The organism is Cryobacterium sp. PAMC25264 (assembly GCF_019443325.1).
Taxonomy (GTDB): Bacteria; Actinomycetota; Actinomycetes; order Actinomycetales; family Microbacteriaceae; genus Cryobacterium.
Genome location: NZ_CP080383.1, coordinates 2915479 through 2932358 on the forward strand (window position 1 = coordinate 2915479; position 16880 = coordinate 2932358).

Sequence of the window (16880 nt, forward strand, 5' to 3'; positions counted from 1 at the left end):
CACACCGAGCAGGCTTTCGGGCACGCCGCACACACCGAGGCAGGCAGCGCACACCGAGGCGAGTCGGCCGGGAAGTGCTGTCCGGTGAGCTTAACGACCGACTGTGTCCGGTTGGTTACGAGAGATCTAATTGCTCAGATGAGCAGAGAAAAGGTTCCATCGCCCACATCTGAGCGGATGTCAGGTCAGGCGCTTGAGCATCCGGGTGTTGCCGAGGGTATTGGGCTTCACCCGGGCGAGGTCGAGGAACTCGGCGACACCCTCGTCGGGAGAGCGCACGAGTTCGGCGTAGACGTGCGGGTCGACAGTCTCGGTGCCCATGTCCAGGAATCCGTGCCGGGTGAAGAAGCCCACCTCGAAGGTGAGGCAGAACAGCCGGCTGAGGCCGAGCTCGCGGGCATCCGCTTCCAGCCGGTCGAGAAGCGCATGCCCCACACCGCGGCCGAGCCAGTCCTGGGAGACCGCGAGGGTGCGCACCTCTCCGAGGTCCTCCCACATCACGTGCAGGGCGCCGCAGCCCACCAGGGCGCCGTGGGCGTCTTCGACGACCCGGAATTCCTGCACGGCCTCGTAGAAGACCACCCGGTCCTTACCCAGGAGGATGCGCTGCTGAACGAGCGGTTCGACGAGTTCCTGGATGAGCGGCACATCACTCGTGCGGGCCCGACGGACCGTGAAACCCTGCTCTGTCACGTCCGCCCACTCTCTTGGCCGCTGAGATCGTTGATTTTCCTGAAAGGTCCAGTCTAGGGCGGCGTCTGGGCCGCGCCCGGGCGGGTTAACGAGGGAACGGCCCGGCGGAATCCGCCGGGCCGTTTCTCAGTGTGGTGCTAGTCGCTCGTGATGGCGAGGTCGGGCGTGCCAGGGCCGGTGCCCACGCTCGCGGCGGTGTTGATGCCCACCGAGACGGCCTCGTTGCGGTTCGTCGTGGTGAACACGTACTCCCCGTCGACGAAGTCCACGTGCACGTGGTCGCCGGCGTTGAGCTCGCCGTGCAGGATGCGCTCGCTCAGACGGTCCTCCACCTCACGCTGGATCGCGCGACGTAGCGGCCGTGCACCGAGGGCGGGGTCGAAGCCGACTTCGATGAGGTGCTCCTTGACCGCGAGGGTGATCTCGATGGTCATGTCGCGGTCGAGCAGCCGGTCACCCAGACGCTTGACGAACAGGTCCACGATCTGCAGCAGTTCGGGCTTGGACAGCTGCGGGAAGACGATGATCTCGTCGACGCGGTTGAGGAACTCGGGCTTGAAGTGCTTCTTGAGCTCCTCGTTCACCTTTCCGCGCATCCGGTCGTAGCCGGTGGACGTGTCGCCCTCGAGCTGGAACCCGACGGGCGAGCCGCTGATGTCCCTCGTGCCGAGGTTGGTGGTCATGATGATGACGGTGTTCTTGAAGTCGATCACGCGACCCTGGCCATCCGTCAACCGGCCCTCTTCCAGAATCTGGAGGAGCGAGTTGAATATGTCGGGGTGAGCCTTCTCGATCTCGTCGAACAGCACCACGGAGAACGGCTTGCGGCGCACCTTCTCGGTGAGCTGGCCGCCTTCTTCGAAGCCGACGAACCCGGGAGGGGCGCCGAACAGCCGCGAGACGGTGTGCTTCTCGCCGTACTCACTCATGTCGAGCGAGATCATGGCGGCCTCGTCGTCGAAGAGGAACTCGGCGAGCGCCTTGGCCAGCTCGGTCTTACCGACACCGGTGGGGCCGGCGAAGATGAACGAACCGCTCGGACGCTTCGGGTCCTTCAAACCTGCACGGGTGCGACGGATGGTCTTGGCCAGAGCCGAGATGGCCTCTTCCTGACCGATGACGCGCTGGTGCAGTGCCTTCTCCATGAAGACGAGCCGCGAGGACTCCTCCTCGGTGAGCTTGAACACGGGGATACCGGTGGCCTGGGCCAGGACCTCGGCGATCAGGCCCTCGTCGACCACGGCGGTGGTCTTGACGTCGCCGGACTTCCACTTCTTCTCCAGGCGCAGACGCTCGCCGAGGAGGTTCTTCTCCTCGTCGCGGAGGCCCGCTGCCTTCTCGAAGTCCTGGTCCTCGATCGCGGTCTCCTTGGCGGCACGAACCACGGCGATCTTCTCGTCGAATTCGCGCAGCTCCGGCGGGCTCGAGAGGATCGAGAGGCGCAGGCGTGCGCCGGCCTCGTCGATCAGGTCGATGGCCTTGTCGGGCAGGAAGCGGTCGGAGACGTAGCGGTCGGCGAGGTTGGCCGCGGCCACGAGGGCGCCATCGGTGATGGAGACCTTGTGGTGCGCCTCGTAGCGGTCGCGCAGACCCTTGAGGATGTTGATGGTGTGCGGCAGCGACGGCTCGTTCACCTGGATGGGTTGGAAGCGGCGCTCGAGAGCGGCATCCTTCTCGAAGTGCTTGCGGTACTCATCGAGCGTGGTCGCACCGATGGTCTGCAGTTCACCGCGGGCGAGCAGGGGCTTGAGGATCGACGCCGCGTCGATGGCGCCCTCGGCGGCACCGGCTCCGACGAGGGTGTGGATCTCGTCGATGAACACGATGATGTCACCGCGGGTGCGGATCTCCTTGGTGACCTTCTTCAGGCGTTCCTCGAAGTCACCGCGGTAACGGCTGCCGGCGATCAGCGAACCGAGGTCGAGCGAGTAGAGCTGCTTGTCCTTCAGCGTCTCCGGAACATCGCCCTTGACGATCGCCTGGGCGAGGCCCTCGACGACGGCGGTCTTTCCGACGCCCGGTTCACCGATGAGCACGGGGTTGTTTTTGGAGCGGCGGGAGAGGATCTGCATGACCCGCTCGATCTCCTTCTCGCGCCCGATGACCGGGTCGAGTTTGTTGTCGCGCGCCGCCTGGGTGAGGTTGCGTCCGAACTGGTCGAGAATCTGGCTGCCCGCGGGGTTGGCTGCGGTCTCGTTCGCGCCCACCTGCACCTGCTCCTTTCCCTGGTAGCCGGAAAGGAGCTGGATGACCTGCTGGCGCACCCGGTTGAGGTCGGCGCCGAGCTTGACCAGCACCTGGGCGGCAACGCCCTCGCCCTCGCGGATGAGCCCGAGCAGGATGTGCTCGGTTCCGATGTAGTTGTGGCCGAGCTGCAGGGCTTCGCGCAGGCTCAGCTCGAGGACCTTCTTGGCGCGCGGCGTGAACGGGATGTGACCCGTGGGCTGCTGCTGGCCCTGGCCGATGATGTCCTGCACCTGCTCGCGCACGGCATCCAGGGAGATGCCGAGGCTCTCCAGGGCCTTGGCGGCCACGCCTTCACCCTCGTGGATGAGACCGAGCAGAATGTGCTCGGTTCCGATGTAGTTGTGGTTGAGCATCTTGGCCTCTTCCTGGGCCAGGACGACGACACGACGAGCTCGGTCGGTAAATCTCTCAAACATATGAACACTCCCTTGGCGCCAGGGCGGTTATGGCACCGATACAAAGAGAGTAACCAGCGCAAGCTCCGAACCGGGCCTCTGTTCGCCGTGGGCGTGACGGATGCCGACACCCGGCGTGACCCATCGCGAGGAGCCCGGGCCGGCGACAACGAGACAATTCCGCGGAAACTCTTGCCTGACACATCGATAATCGATATGTTGATCGCACTGGACATATCGATAATCGTTAGGACGATGACCTCATGCCAACCACTCCTCTCACCCGCACCGAGCGCACCGACCGTCTGGAACGCCGGTTCGGCCGCGGGCTCACCTGGACCGTGCTTGTCGGTGCCGTCGGCTGGGGGCTGCTGGCCACCGTGGTCGGCATCGTCACCGTGCTGGCCCAGCTCGTGCAGGACCGCTTCGACGTGACCCTGCTCGCTGATACACCCGTGCCTGACGCGGCATCCGGCGGCACGGCCCGCCTGGTGGACGGCTCTTTCGACACGGCGGAGGTCACCGTCACCGGGCTCAGCGCTCTGCCCCGGTTCCTACTCACCCTGGAAGGCGCAACGACCGTGGCGACGACGTTGCTCGTCTCGGCCACCGTGGCCTACTTCTGCTGGGGAGTGCTGCGACGCCGTCCGTTCAGCCGCCCCGTCTTCGCCCTGGTGGCGCTGGTGGGTTACGCGCTGCTCCTGGGCACGATCCTCGGCCAGGGTTTCGGAGGGCTCGGCCGCATGATCGCAGCCGGCGAGCTGAACGGCGCCGGCGTCGAGGGCTTCTGGCCGCTGGCCACCGTGGTCGATCTCGGCCCGGCCGGCACCGGACTCGTGCTGCTCGTGGCCGCCGGGGCGATCTCGATCGGCCAACGCATGCAGCGCGACACCGACGGCCTCATCTAGTGGCGCCCGTCGACGACGACGAGATCACCGGCATCCACTGCCGGCTCGACGAACTGTTGGTCGAGCGCGGCCTCACCCTCACCCGGCTCAGCGAGCTGGTCGGGGTGAGCGTGGTCAATCTGTCGGTGCTGAAGAACGACCGGGCCAAGGCCATCCGCTACTCGACCCTGGCCGCGGTCTGTGTGGCCCTGGACTGCGAGGTCGGCGACCTGCTGGTGCGCGCCGACTGATCTCTCGGCCGCCGTGGTCCCCTTGCCAGCACTGCGGAGTGCGCAAATACTGGCTGCATCGAGGTCAGCGCAACTCCCCGACCCAGAACCGCAGGCGAAAGGCGGCGGCACCATGGACGGCACCAGAAATCTCGACCCACCGGGCAGCGGGAGCGCCAACGGCGCCATTCACACCTCGGGCACCGCCGCACCGCCGGATCCGGCCGCGGAGATCGCTCGGCTCTCGGCCGAGAACGCTCGGTTGCGGGCGCAGGCGGGCCCGGGTGCCGAGCATCGTGCGGCTGCGCGCTGGCGCGCATTCCTCGCGGCGCTGCTGATCGCCATCGGCGTACTCCTGGCTCCGGTCAGCGTGGTGTCGTACTGGACCAAGGGATACGTCAACGACACCGATCGGTTCGTCGCGTCCCTCGCCCCGCTCGCAGACGATCCGGCCGTACAGGCCTACATCGTCGACGAGATCGTCACCGTCGTGAACGACAACATCGACATCGACGCCACCACCTAGGACCTGTTCGCCGGGCTCGCGAACCTCGACCTCCCACCGGCCGCACAGAAGGCCCTGTGGTTGCTCGAACAACCCGCCGTTCAGGGCGTGCAGGGACTGATTCGATCGACGGCCACGAACATCGTCGCCTCCGATGCCTTCGCCCAGCTGTGGGAACAGGCTCTGCGCACCAGCCAGACCCAGGTGATCGCGGCGTTGCAGGGTGAAACCGGCTCGGCGCTGGCGATCAGCGACACCGGAGAGATCGGTATCCAACTCGGGCCGATCATCGAGGAGGTCAAGAACGAACTGGTCAACCGGGGCTTCTCGCTGGCGCAGAACATTCCGGCGGTCAATCGCACCATCGTCGTGGCCCAATCCGACTCCCTGGTGCAGGCACGCACCGGCTATCGGCTACTGAATCTGCTCGGCTTCGTCCTGCCGCTGGTGAGCCTGGGCCTGATCGTGCTCGGCGTGCTGGTGGCCAACCGGCGCTCGCGCACCATGATCTGGGCCGGGCTCACCCTGGCCCTGTCGATGGCCCTGCTCGCGGCCGGGATCGCGGTGGGGCGCATCCTCTTCGTCAGCGCGCTCGCGCCGACCTACCTCCCCACCGACGTAGCCCGGGCGCTGTATGACGCCGTGGTGCCGTTCGTCAACGCCACGGCCCTGTCGGTCGGGCTGGTCGGCTTCACCGTGGCCGTCGTCGCCTACCTGGCCGGGCCATTCCGTGGCTCCACCCTCGTGCGCCGTGCGACGGTCCAGACCTCAGCCCGGCTCCGGCTGGCCGCGGCGAACGCGGGCGTCACCACCGGCCGGTTCGGGGCCGTGTTGTACAGGTATCGGCGGGTCGCCCACGTGCTGATCGGGCTGGCGGCGGCGGCCGTCGCGATCTTCTGGCGACCTCTCACTGCCCCGGTCATCATCTGGACGGCGATCCTCGCCCTGGTCGCTGTACTCCTGGTCGAACTTCTGCAATGTCCTCCACTCCCCGCGGAGCCCGGCTTCGAGCCACCGCCGTCGTCCTCCGCTCCGACTGGCGACGGGGGCGCCGGCCCTCTCGCTGCCACCCTGCCTCTTCCTCCGGTTGTGTCTGCGACACGGGACGCCGCCGTGCTCGCCGGCCAGACCGGTCCGACGGAACCTCTCGAGCCGATTCCCGGCCGGGGTCGCCCGGATTAGGCTCGCAGGGTGAGCAATCTAGAAACCGAACCGGCCGAGATCGTCAGCACCGGCGGGGACGACATCTCCGCCGCTATCGAGATCCTCACGCCGCGAGACGTGCCCCTCGGCGGTCCCCGCGCCATGGGTGTGCGGCGCACGCTCCCCCAGCGCCGGCGCAGCCTGATCGGCGCCTGGTGCTTCGTGGACCACTACGGTCCCGACAACGTCTCCGTCACCGGCGGCATGGTCGTGCCGCCGCATCCGCACACCGGACTGCAGACCGCGAGCTGGCTCTTCGCCGGCGAGGTCGAGCACCGCGACAGCGTCGGCAGCCTGGCCCTGGTGCGGCCGGGCGAGCTCAACCTGATGACCGCCGGGGCCGGCATCAGCCACTCCGAGGTGTCGACGCCGGCCACGACCGCCCTGCACGGCGTGCAGCTGTGGATCGCGCTGCCCGAGCTCACCCGGCACCAGGCCCCGCGCTTCGAGAACCACGTCATCACCCCGGTCACCCTGAACGACGTCACCCTGCACGTGTTCATCGGCAGCCTGGCCGGGCAGACCGCGGCGGCCCTCGGCGATACCCCGCTCGTCGGCGCCCAGCTGGACCTGCCCGCCGGGGCCTGGATCGACCTGGAGGTGGAGACCTCCTTCGAGCACGGGGTGCTCGTCGACACCGGCACCGTCTCGGTCGTCGGCACCCCGGTGCGGCAGAACGAGCTGGGCTTCGTCGAGGCCGGGGGCGGGCGCATCCGCGTGGCGAACACCGGGCATACCCACGCCCGCGTGCTGCTGCTGGGCGGCGAGCCGCTCGGCGAGCAGATTGTGATGTGGTGGAACTTCATCGGCCGCAGCCACGACGAGATCATCGCCTGGCGGGCCCAGTGGCAGTCCGACGTGATCGACGGCACGGATGCGGGCGGTCGGTTCGGCCACGTCGCATACCATGGCGCCGCTCTGCCGGCGCCGGCTCTGCCCACCGTGCGGCTGAAGCCCCGGGACTGAACGCGACTGCCGATCGCGCCTACTGAACGGCCGAGGTCAGCCGGGCCAGGTTGTCCAGGATCGTCGAACGCAGCGGTTGCTTCATCCACTCGTCGAGGGTGAGCTCCCGGCTGTCGGCCCGGTAGCCGTCTTCCACCTCGCGGAGCGCCTCCACGAAGGAGTGCCCACGCACCATCAGCGATACCTCGAAGTTGAGGCTGAACGAGCGCATGTCCATGTTGCTCGACCCGATCACGGCCACGTCATCGTCGATCGTGAAGTGCTTGGCATGCAGCACGTACGGCGCCTTGTACATGTAGATCTTCACGCCCGCGCGCAGCAGTTCCTCATAGTACGAGCGCTGGGCGTGGTAGACGAGGGCCTGGTCGCCGATCTCGGAGACGAACAACTCCACGTGCAGGCCTCGCTGCACAGCCGTGGTGATCGCGTACATGATCGACTCGTCCGGCACGAAGTACGGGCTCGTGATCACGATGCGTTCCTGCGCGTAGTACAGCAGCGCGAGGAACAGGCGCAGGTTGTTCTCGCCCACGAAACCGGGGCCGCTGGGCACGACCTGGCAGTCGATGGGGTCGGACACATCCTCGGGGTGCACCGGCTCGATGTCTCGGGTGAGCAGCTCGTTGGTCTCGCTGTACCAGTCGGTGATGAAGATGGCGTTCAGGCCCGACACGATGGGGCCCTCGAGCCGCACCATGAGGTCCTTCCACTTGAGTCCGCGGCGGATGTTGGACTTCATGTTGTAGGTGCGGTCGATCACGTTCTGGGACCCCATGAACCCGACCCGGCCGTCCACGATGACGAGCTTGCGGTGGTTGCGAAGGTCAGGTCGTTGCCACTTGCCCTTGAACGGCTGCAGCGGCAACATGAGTTCCCACTTCACGCCCGAGTCCGTCAGGCGCCGCTTGGTCTGCTTGAATCCGGGCTTCCGGGCCGACTGGATGTGGTCCATCAACACCCGCACGGTCACGCCGCGCTTGACCGCGTTCTCCATGGCGTCGAAGAAGCCCGCCGTGGTGTCGTCCAGGGAGAGGATGTAGAACTCCACGTGCACGTACTTGGTCGCCCTGTCGATGTCGGCGGCCATCGCGGCGAGGGTCTCCTCGTAGTTGCCGTGCAGGTGGGCCCGGTTGTCGCCCACCAGCGGCATGGCGCCGAGGTTGCGGTTGAGCTCCACCACGGACTCCAGCCAGCCGGGCCAGGGGTGCTCCCGGGTGACCCGTTCCATGCCCGCGGTGCTGTCGAGGATGAACTGGTTGATTTCCGCCTGCTTCTCGACGCGCTTCTTGGGCAGCGTGCGGAACCCGATCAGCAGGAACAGGAGCGCCCCGAAGTAGGGGATCAGGAAGATCGCCAGCAGCCAGGCCATCCCGGAGGTGGGCCTGCGGTTGCGCGGGACGACGATGATGGCCACGACCCGGATGGCGAAGTCAACAAGGAATGCCACCACGAGGAGGATGGTGGACAGGTCGATTCCGAACACGCTTAGCCGGCCGGTTTGTCGAGGCCGAGCTTGGCCCGTTCTTCGGCTTCGATGCGCGCGTAGGCGTTTCGCTCCGTGCGGTCGGCCCGGATAATGGCACGCATGATGATCCAGAAGATCACACCGACCAGAACGGTGGGCGCGAGCGAAAACAGTGCGTTGGCCCAGAAGTCATCCATAGTCTCTCCAGCCTACGCTGTCCCGCCCCGCCCCCTCCCGCGAGCTGTGACTTAAGCACCAGAATTCCCCGGTTTTGCGTGCTTTTCTCACAGTTCGCGAGGGGGAAGCGGGGTTACTTGACGAGGATGCCCCAGATGCCGGAACCCAGCAGGTACAGGCCGATGCCGCCCACCACGATCCAGATCATGATCCGGTTGGTCGACGGACCCTTCTTGCCGCCGTCGTCGTCGGGCTTCAGCTCGTCCTTGGGCAGAAAAGTCATCATGCGGTCACTTTACCAACGGGAAGAGGATGGTCTCGCGGATGCCGAGGCCGGTGAGAGCCATCAGCAGGCGGTCGATGCCCATTCCCATGCCGCCGGTGGGCGGCATGCCGTGCTCGAGCGCGCGCAGGAACTCCTCGTCCAGGCGCATCGCCTCGGGGTCGCCGCCGGCGGCCAGCCGGGCCTGTTCCACGAAGCGTTCGCGCTGCACGACGGGGTCGACGAGCTCGGAGTAGCCGGTGGCCAGTTCGAAGCCGCGGATGTAGAGGTCCCACTTCTCCACGACGCCATCGATGGACCGGTGCCCGCGCACGAGCGGGCTGGTGTCCACCGGGAAGTCGAGCACGAACGTGGGGCGTACGAGGTCGCCCTTGACGAAGTGCTCCCAGAGTTCCTCGACGTACTTGCCGTGGATCGGGTGGTCGACCTCGACGCCCTCGGCATCGGCCAACACCTGCAGGTCGGCCAGCGGGGTGGCCGGGCTGATGGTCCGCCCCACGGCCGCCGACAGGCTGTCGTACATGCTGATGCGGTCCCACTGACCGCCCAGGTCGTATTCGGTGCCGTCGGCCCAGGTCACGACGTGCGAGCCGCCGGTGATGGCCGCGGCGGCATCCTGGATGAGAGTCTGGGTGAGCTCGGCGATCGAGGTGTAGTCGCCGTAGGCCTCGTAGGCCTCGAGCATGGCGAACTCGGGCGAGTGGGTGGAGTCGGCGCCCTCGTTGCGGAAGTTGCGGTTGATCTCGTAGACCCGGTCGATGCCGCCGACGACGGCGCGCTTGAGGAAGAGCTCCGGGGCGATGCGCAGAAACAGCTCGGTGTCGAAGGCGTTGCTGTGTGTGGAGAACGGCCGGGCGGAGGCGCCGCCGTGCATGGTTTGCAGCATCGGCGTCTCGATCTCGAGGAAGCCGCGCGCGGTGAAGGTCGCGCGCAGGCTCGCGACGGCCTGCGAGCGCTGCACGACGGTGCGGCGGGCCTGGTCGCGGGCGATGAGGTCGAGGTAGCGGCTGCGCACCCGGGTCTCTTCGCTGAGTTCGGAGTGCAGGTTGGGCAGCGGCAGCAGCGCCTTGGCGGCCACCTGCCACTCGGAGACCATGATGGAGAGCTCACCGCGACGGGAGGAGATGACCTCACCGGACACGAAGACGTGGTCGCCGAGGTCGACGAGGTCCTTCCAGGCCGCGAGGGACTCCTCGCCGACGGCGGCGAGCGACACCATGGCCTGGATGCGGCTGCCGTCGCCGGACTGCAGGCTGGCGAAGCACAGCTTGCCGGTGTTGCGCAGGTGCACGATGCGGCCGGCCAGGCCCACCGTGACGCCCGTGGCGGCATCCGCCTCGAGGTCGCCGTATTCGGCGCGCACGGCGGGGATGGTGTGGGTGACGGGCACCGACACCGGGTAGGCGCCACCGCCGGCGTTGGTCGCCGCCTGGTTCAAGCGGTCGCGCTTGGCCATGCGCACGGCCTTTTGCTCGCTCAGCTCGGCCGCTGCGGCCTGGGCGTCCTGCTCGTCGTTGCCGGGAGCGGCGTCGGGGGTGGTGCTCATGCGGTTCTCCGTCGGTGGGCGTGCGCGGGCCGCAGCCAGCGCCTGGGAAAGTCGGTTAGGGAATGTCCAGTGCGATGTTGTCGATGAGCCGGGTGCTGCCGACCACCGCGGCGACCAGCATTCTGGCCGGGCCTCGGTAGTCGTCGGCGACCGGCAGGTAGGTGTGCGGGTGCACGACAACGAGATAGTCCAGTTTAACCAGTGGCTGGGCGCCGATGACCGCGTGCGCCGCCACGATCGCGGCCGGCACGCCGGCCGACGCGGCCTCGGCGGCGGCCGCGAGGCCCACTGACAGCGACCGGGCCGCGTCGCGGGCGGGGTCGTCGAGGTTGCGGTTGCGGCTCGACAGGGCCAGGCCGTTGTCCTCCCGCACGGTGGGAACGACCTCGATGCCGAGCCTGAGGTTGAGGTCGGCGACCATGCGCTCCACAAGGAACACCTGTTGGGCGTCCTTCTGGCCGAACACGGCGATGTCGGGTTCGACGATGTTGAACAGCTTGGCCACCACCGTGAGCATGCCGTCGAAGTGGCCGGGTCGGGCCGCGCCCTCGTACAGGCTGCCGATCGCGCCGGCGGTGACGCGGGTGGAGGACGCTCCGTCCGGGTACATCTCGCGAATCGTGGGCGCGAAGACGAACGCGGCGCCTTCCTCGGCCAGTGCCGCCACATCGGCGTCGAGGGTGCGCGGGTAGGTGTCGAGGTCTTCGTTCACACCGAACTGCAGCGGGTTCACGAAGATGGAGACCACAACGATGGCGCCGAGGTCCGCGGCGCGGCGCACGAGGGCGCGGTGGCCGGCGTGCAGGGCGCCCATCGTGGGCACGAGCACGACATGGGCGTCGCCGCCCTGGGCGGCAACGTTCTGCTTGGCGAGGCAGAGTTGGCCTCGCAGCTCATCGATGGTGTCGATGACTTCTGGCTTGGTGAGCACGGTCACTGGTCCTCCGGGTCGAGCGGGTATGGCAGGTCGAACGGGTGGGGCAAGGTCTCGAGGCCGTCGAGCGGATGCGTGGCTCCGTTGCGGGTGAGCGCGTTCTCGATGGCCGATCGCACAAGCGGCGCGATCACAGCGCCGGGCTGCTCGATGCCGATGCCCTGCAGCAGCCGCGTGGACTGCTCGACGATCGAGGTGGAGAACGCCGTGGCGGTCTCGATGGCCTCGGCGTAGGCGGCGCGGTCGGCTTCGGCCACGATCACCGGCTCACCGCCCATCTCCACTACCAGGGCCTGACCGATCGGCAGCACAGGGGCGGGCGCGGTGACGGCGAAGTAGCTGTCGGCCAGCCGGCTGATGTCCAGGCTGGTCCCGGTGAACGACATGGCCGGGTGGATCGCCAGCGGGATCGCGCCGGAGCGCAGGGCCGGCAGGAGCACATCCGTGCCGTACCGCGCCGAGGTGTGCAGCACCAGCTGGCCGGGCTGCCACGTTCCCGTGGCGGCGAGCCCGGTGACCAGGCTGTCCAGCTGGTCGTCCGGCACGGCGATGATCACGAGTTCGCTTCGCTCCACGACCTCGGGCACCGTGAGCACGGGCACCTGCGGCAGGATCGCCTCGGCCCGGTCGCGGCTGGCCTGGGAAATGGCGGAGATACCCACGAGGGCATGTCCGGCACCGGCGAGGGCCGCGGCGAGGATCGGGCCGACGTGCCCGGCGCCGATGACGCCGATGCCGAGCCGGCCGGGGCGTTGGCTCACCAGGTCACCTCGGTGCTCGGGCCCAGCGGGGTGGTGCCAGGCGGAGCCGCGGCAGGCGGAGCCGCGGCAGGCGGAGCCGCGGCAGGCGGAGCCGCGGCAGGCGGAGCCGCGGCAGGCGGAGCCGCGGCAGGCGGAGCCGCGGCAGGCGGAGCCGCGGCAGGCGGAGCCGCCGCGAGCGGAGCTTCGGGGACGGGAGCAGGGGCGGACGTCTGGTCGGCGACTTGAGCGGTGCGACTCCAGTGGTGGCTGGTGTCGGAGTCGGCCGAGGCGACCGCGCCGGCGGACACTGCCTCGAACAGACGCACGGCTTCGATGCTGTCGATCACGCCGAGCGTCGCGCTGACCGGGCCGGCCACGGTGTGCAGCCTGGCGGTGGCCAGACGCAGCCGTCGCCGGATCGGGCCCTGGTCGATACCGACGCTTTGCAGGCGGGCCAAGGGCACGAGCACGAGGTCCCTGGCCAGCACTCCGCGGCGGAGCAGCGCCACGTCGGCGGCCACCGCGTAGCCGGTGCGCCGCCAGGAGAAGGGCCGGAGCCACGCGGCACGGCGCGGAGCGTTGTGGAAGCCGTCGTCACCGCCGCGGGAGGTGAGGCCACGGTCGATGAGCGCCCGCTGGGCGTCGTCGGAGAAGGCCGGCAGGATCAGCTCGAGCACGCGTTCGACGTCGCCGAGCGACCCGACCGGGAGCACCGTCGTGGCCGCGGCGCCCGCCGCGCCCTCATTGGTGGAGTGCCCGGCCTTGTTGATGCGGATCTGCCACCAGCCGAAGGGGCGCCACAACAGCGGCTGGTTCACCCCCACGGCGTGGATACGCCCGGGAGGCAAGGTCTCGTTGCTCGTGGTGAGCAAGCCGAAGCCCACCCGCACCCCGTCGCTGGTGCCCGCGATGCTGTACCGCAACGACTTGGTGAACCGGGAGAAGTAGTAACCGAGGCTGCCGATCAGGCCGGGGACGATGGCGATGAGCAGCCATTCGCTGCCGCCGACGACCACCGAGGTGATCAGGGCCACCACGCCCACCAGCAGGAACAGGGTGAACCCGCTGAACACTATCGACCCGATCAGTCGCACGATCGGGATGCGCACGACCGACTGCGGCGGCGCGGCATCCGGGTCCAGCTCCGGCGCCAAGAATTCGCCCACCCGTGCGGTGGCGTAGTCCCCGAGCCCCTGCCGGAGCCCGCGCCCGTTCGCCTCGGCGGCACCGGAGCCCTGGACGGGTTCGCCGGGTTCGCCGGGCGACACACGCGGTTGCCGGGCACCGGAGGCCAGCTGCAGGATGTCGCGGCGCAGCCCGTCGGCCAACGCTGAGCCGAGATAGGCCAGTTGCACATTGGCGTCCTGCCCGGCCACGCTCACCTCGAGCTTGGCGGCGCCGAAGAGGCGGGGAATGAGCGGGCGCACGATGTTGACGCCCTGGATGCGGTCCAGCCTCGCCTTCCGGTGGCTGCGGAACAGGATACCGCTGCGCACCTCGACCGACTCGTCGGTCACCCGGAAGGTGTGCATGCGCCACGAGAGGCTGAAGGCGATGAGGATGACCACCAGGATTCCGCCGGCGATGAGGAGGGCCCAGCCCACGACGCCGCGCTCGTAAATGGTGTCCAACGGGTCGCCGGACTCCCGCGGGATGCCGAAGACCAGGTCGACGACTCGTTCGCGGAAGTTGGCGATGACGAACCCGAGCAGGGCGAAGACGAAGATACCGCCGCGTAGCAGCGGGCTCGCGGGATGCAGGCGGTGCCACTCCCCGTCGGCGAGGGAGGTCACAACCCGGCCCGCCGGCTCTCGGCGAGTTCCACGAGACGGTCGCGGAGGGCGTCGGCATCCGCCTCGGCCAGGCCGGGGATGGCCACACCGGACGAGGCCGCTGCGGTGACGAACTTGAGGTCGGCCAGGCCGAGCAAACGGGCGACCGGGCCGCGGGTGATGTCCACGAGCTGCATGCGACCATACGGCACCGAGACGAAGCGCTGGTACATGATGCCGCGGCGGAAGAGCAGGTCGTCCGCACGCAGCTGATAGCCGATCGAGCGCACCCGGCGGGGCTCGAGCACGAGGGAGATCAGGGTGATGAGGGCGACGAGACCACCCACCCAGAGCGCCCAGTCCTGTTCGAGCACCAGCCAGAGAAAACCGGTGACCGCGCAGACGATGAGCAGGAACACGATGGTGCCCACGATCTCGACCATGACGTACTTGGGTGACACGCGCTTCCACTCGCCGGCCTCTGGGAGGTTCAGTCGTGCTCCAACCGGCGGAACCGGCATCGGCGCGATCTCGCCGCCGAGGTTGTCAGGCATGGGCTGCTCCGCCATTGTTCGGTCCCCCGTTGTCGTGATCGTGGTCGTCGTCCGGCGGGAGTGTGCAGAAGTGCTCCGCCACGAGACCGCCCGCCAGGAGGATCACCGCGCCGAGCGCCATCCCGATTGCGAGCCACAACGATGTTACCGCCGGCACCACCGAGCGGGTGAGGATGAAGACCACGATGCCCAGGCCCACGCCGAGCAGGAGCGAGCCGCTCAGGCTGGATGCCTTGGCGAGCAAGGCCACCCGCATGGCCCGGAACGGGTCGACCCGCCGGGTAGAGCGGCCCCGGGTGGCCTGCCGGATCGGCCAGGCGAGGGCGACGAGGATCACGGCGATCAGTACGAGCGCGAGCGGCAGGGTGAGTGGCGGAACGAAGATGGGCGCGCTGAAGGCCGTTGCCGCCAATTCGGCCAGGAACCCGACGACCAGGCCGACCAGGCCGAGGGCGATCAGCGGGGTGGGCGAGGTGCGCTTCATGTCCGGGGCTCCTGCAGACCGGGGGCGACCTCGGTGTGGGCGACCTCGGTGTGGGCGGGGTCGGTGCTGGCGGAGACCGGATGCGCCCTGGCCGTGCGGTCGGCGACGGCCAAGAGTTCGGTCACCCGGCCGCGACCGGGGATCTCGGCATCCGCGTCGATGTCGGCCCAGGGCGCGAGCACGAAGTCGCGCTCGGCGGCACGCGGGTGCGGCAGGGTGAGCCTATCGTCGTCGATCTGCAGGTCGCCCACGCAGATGAGGTCGATGTCCAGGGTGCGGTCCCCCCAGCGTTCCTCGCGCACCCGGCCGTGCGCGTTCTCGATGCCGTTGACGGCGTCGAGCAGGGCATACGGGTCTTCCGACCAGAGCAGGCTCACCACGAGGTTGAGGTAGCCGGGGGCGTCGAGGTCCACACCGTCGGTCTTCACGGCGTCGGAGGCGTAGACGGGCGAGATGGCGATGAGTTCCGCTTGGGACAGGTCGGCGATCTCCCGCACGGCGGCGGCCAGGGTGGCCTCACGGTCGCCGAGGTTGCTGCCGAGGGCCAGCACCGCGGTCCGTGGAGTGTCGTTGGTCTCCGTCATGCTCGGCTCCCTTCCGAGTGGACCAGAGTCGGCTGCGCGCGGTCGCTCTGCGCGCGTTCAATCTGAACCGAGACATCCGCGAACGGGATCTCGATGGGCGCCTGCGGTTTGTGCACCGTCACGCGCACACGTTCGGCGGCGTCGTGCGCGAGCACCACGTCGGCGATCCGCTCGGCCAGGGTCTCGATGAGGTCCACGGGGTCGCGGCGCACGGCATCCGCCACCTCGACGGCCAGTTCGCCGTAGTGGATGGTGCGGGAGAGGTCGTCGCCGGAGGCCGCCGCCCGGAAATCCAGCCACACGGTGACGTCGATGACGAACTCCTGGCCGTTCTCGCGTTCGAAGTCGAAGACACCGTGGTGCGCGGTGATCCGCAGCCCGGTGAGGGTGATCGAGTCGGTGCTCATGACCCTATTCTGGCCGAATCGACCCGGGCCAGCACGTTGAGGGCGGTTCGGGTGCCGGCCACGTCGTGCACGCGGACCGCCCACATACCGGCCTGGGCGGCGAGCACGCTGAGCACGGCGGTCGGCAGGTCCCGGTTCACGATGGGCGCGTCGTCCGGTAGCAGGGCGGCCAGGAACCGTTTGCGCGAGGCACCGACCATGACGGGGAATCCGAGCGCCGAGAACGCGTCCAGCCGGCCGAGCAGGCGCCAGTTCTGGTCGGCGTCCTTGCTGAAGCCCAGCCCGGGGTCGAGGACGATCTGGCTGCGCCTGACGCCGGCGGCCTCCAGAGCAGCGACCCTGTCGGTCAGTTCCGCGACCACCGTGGCGACCACGTCGTCGTAGACGGCGAGGGTGTCCATGGTGCGAGCATGGCCGCGCCAGTGCATGGCGATGTACGTGAGCCCGGTGCGCGCCACCACGGCCGCCATTCCGGGGTCGCCCAGGCCGCCGGACACATCGTTGATGATGTCGGCGCCGGCGTCGGCGGCCCGCTCGGCGGTCTGGGCGTTGAGGGTGTCGACACTCGTGACGATGCCGCGGCGGTGCAGTTCGGCGATCACCGGGAGCACCCGGCCTTGCTCCACCTCGGGAGTCACCCGGGCGGCACCGGGCCGGGTGGACTCGCCGCCGACATCGATCAGGTCGGCGCCGTCGGCGTGCAGGTCGAGGGCATGGTGAACGGCCGCCTCCGTGCTGGCCCAGCGTCCGCCGTCGCTGAAGGAGTCCGGTGTGACGTTGAGCACACCCATGACGAGGGTCACCGCGG

The 16880-nt window shown here is 68.6% G+C and carries 19 protein-coding genes; 5 read left to right on the forward strand and 14 right to left on the reverse strand.

What is annotated here, in order from left to right; all coding sequences use genetic code 11:
* Positions 1-180: 180 nt before the first annotated feature.
* Together KY500_RS13565 and KY500_RS13570 are read right to left on the reverse strand one after the other, a co-directional pair.
* The gene (locus tag KY500_RS13565) at positions 181-693 is read right to left on the reverse strand and encodes an amino-acid N-acetyltransferase (RefSeq protein ID WP_219900989.1); all 513 of its coding nucleotides are present in this window, start codon (positions 691-693) and stop codon (positions 181-183) included.
* Between the two features lie 137 nt (positions 694-830).
* Positions 831-3356: an ATP-dependent Clp protease ATP-binding subunit gene (locus tag KY500_RS13570; protein WP_219900990.1), complete on the reverse strand. Its 2526-nt coding sequence runs from the start codon at positions 3354-3356 to the stop codon at positions 831-833.
* 242 nt (positions 3357-3598) lie between these two features.
* Here KY500_RS13570 and KY500_RS13575 point away from each other — a divergent pair, with 242 nt between their 5' ends.
* The 5 genes from KY500_RS13575 (at position 3599) to KY500_RS13595 (ending at position 7126) form a co-directional block, all read left to right on the forward strand.
* Complete coding sequence (locus KY500_RS13575; RefSeq protein ID WP_219900991.1) at positions 3599-4243, forward strand: hypothetical protein; 645 nt, start codon at positions 3599-3601, stop codon at positions 4241-4243.
* On the forward strand, positions 4243-4473 hold the full coding sequence (locus KY500_RS13580; protein ID WP_219900992.1) for a helix-turn-helix transcriptional regulator: 231 nt from the start codon (positions 4243-4245) through the stop codon (positions 4471-4473). The genes KY500_RS13575 and KY500_RS13580 overlap by 1 nt, the downstream gene beginning before the upstream one ends.
* Positions 4474-4585: 112 nt before the next feature.
* Positions 4586-4978 carry a hypothetical protein gene (locus KY500_RS13585; RefSeq protein ID WP_219900993.1) on the forward strand — a complete coding sequence of 131 codons (393 nt, stop codon included), beginning with the start codon at positions 4586-4588 and terminating at the stop codon, positions 4976-4978.
* 60 nt (positions 4979-5038) lie between these two features.
* Positions 5039-6139: a hypothetical protein gene (locus KY500_RS13590; protein ID WP_219900994.1), complete on the forward strand. Its 1101-nt coding sequence runs from the start codon at positions 5039-5041 to the stop codon at positions 6137-6139.
* 9 nt (positions 6140-6148) lie between these two features.
* Positions 6149-7126 carry a pirin family protein gene (locus KY500_RS13595; RefSeq protein WP_219900995.1) on the forward strand — a complete coding sequence of 326 codons (978 nt, stop codon included), beginning with the start codon at positions 6149-6151 and terminating at the stop codon, positions 7124-7126.
* 19 nt (positions 7127-7145) lie between these two features.
* On the opposite strand, the gene cls is transcribed toward KY500_RS13595, so the two are convergent.
* From cls to folP, 12 genes are all read right to left on the reverse strand, one after another.
* Complete coding sequence (gene cls, locus KY500_RS13600; protein ID WP_370626935.1) at positions 7146-8600, reverse strand: cardiolipin synthase; 1455 nt, start codon at positions 8598-8600, stop codon at positions 7146-7148.
* A gap of 11 nt (positions 8601-8611) precedes the next feature.
* Positions 8612-8788, reverse strand: a complete 177-nt coding sequence (locus tag KY500_RS13605) for a hypothetical protein (protein ID WP_162942781.1) — start codon at positions 8786-8788, stop codon at positions 8612-8614.
* 113 nt (positions 8789-8901) lie between these two features.
* Complete coding sequence (locus tag KY500_RS13610) at positions 8902-9054, reverse strand: hypothetical protein (protein ID WP_157109259.1); 153 nt, start codon at positions 9052-9054, stop codon at positions 8902-8904.
* 4 nt (positions 9055-9058) lie between these two features.
* A complete protein-coding gene (gene lysS, locus KY500_RS13615) occupies positions 9059-10597 on the reverse strand; it encodes a lysine--tRNA ligase (protein WP_219900996.1) in 1539 nt (512 codons plus the stop codon).
* A 55-nt stretch (positions 10598-10652) separates the two neighbouring features.
* Positions 10653-11528 (reverse strand): pantoate--beta-alanine ligase, encoded by an 876-nt coding sequence (panC, locus tag KY500_RS13620; protein WP_219903444.1) that lies wholly within the window; start codon positions 11526-11528, stop codon positions 10653-10655.
* Positions 11529-11530: 2 nt separating this feature from the next.
* The gene (locus KY500_RS13625; protein WP_219900997.1) at positions 11531-12292 is read right to left on the reverse strand and encodes a Rossmann-like and DUF2520 domain-containing protein; all 762 of its coding nucleotides are present in this window, start codon (positions 12290-12292) and stop codon (positions 11531-11533) included.
* Positions 12289-14064 carry a PH domain-containing protein gene (locus tag KY500_RS13630; protein ID WP_255579346.1) on the reverse strand — a complete coding sequence of 592 codons (1776 nt, stop codon included), beginning with the start codon at positions 14062-14064 and terminating at the stop codon, positions 12289-12291. The genes KY500_RS13625 and KY500_RS13630 overlap by 4 nt, the downstream gene beginning before the upstream one ends.
* The gene (locus tag KY500_RS13635; RefSeq protein ID WP_219903445.1) at positions 14061-14564 is read right to left on the reverse strand and encodes a PH domain-containing protein; all 504 of its coding nucleotides are present in this window, start codon (positions 14562-14564) and stop codon (positions 14061-14063) included. The genes KY500_RS13630 and KY500_RS13635 overlap by 4 nt, the downstream gene beginning before the upstream one ends.
* 25 nt (positions 14565-14589) lie before the next feature.
* Positions 14590-15081 carry a DUF3180 domain-containing protein gene (locus KY500_RS13640; RefSeq protein WP_219900998.1) on the reverse strand — a complete coding sequence of 164 codons (492 nt, stop codon included), beginning with the start codon at positions 15079-15081 and terminating at the stop codon, positions 14590-14592.
* Positions 15078-15665 (reverse strand): 2-amino-4-hydroxy-6-hydroxymethyldihydropteridine diphosphokinase, encoded by a 588-nt coding sequence (gene folK, locus KY500_RS13645; protein ID WP_219900999.1) that lies wholly within the window; start codon positions 15663-15665, stop codon positions 15078-15080. Before folK ends, KY500_RS13640 begins: the two co-directional genes overlap by 4 nt.
* Complete coding sequence (gene folB / locus KY500_RS13650) at positions 15662-16072, reverse strand: dihydroneopterin aldolase (RefSeq protein WP_219901000.1); 411 nt, start codon at positions 16070-16072, stop codon at positions 15662-15664. Before folB ends, folK begins: the two co-directional genes overlap by 4 nt.
* Positions 16069-16875, reverse strand: a complete 807-nt coding sequence (folP, locus tag KY500_RS13655) for a dihydropteroate synthase (protein WP_255579349.1) — start codon at positions 16873-16875, stop codon at positions 16069-16071. The genes folB and folP overlap by 4 nt, the downstream gene beginning before the upstream one ends.
* Positions 16876-16880: the final 5 nt, after the last annotated feature.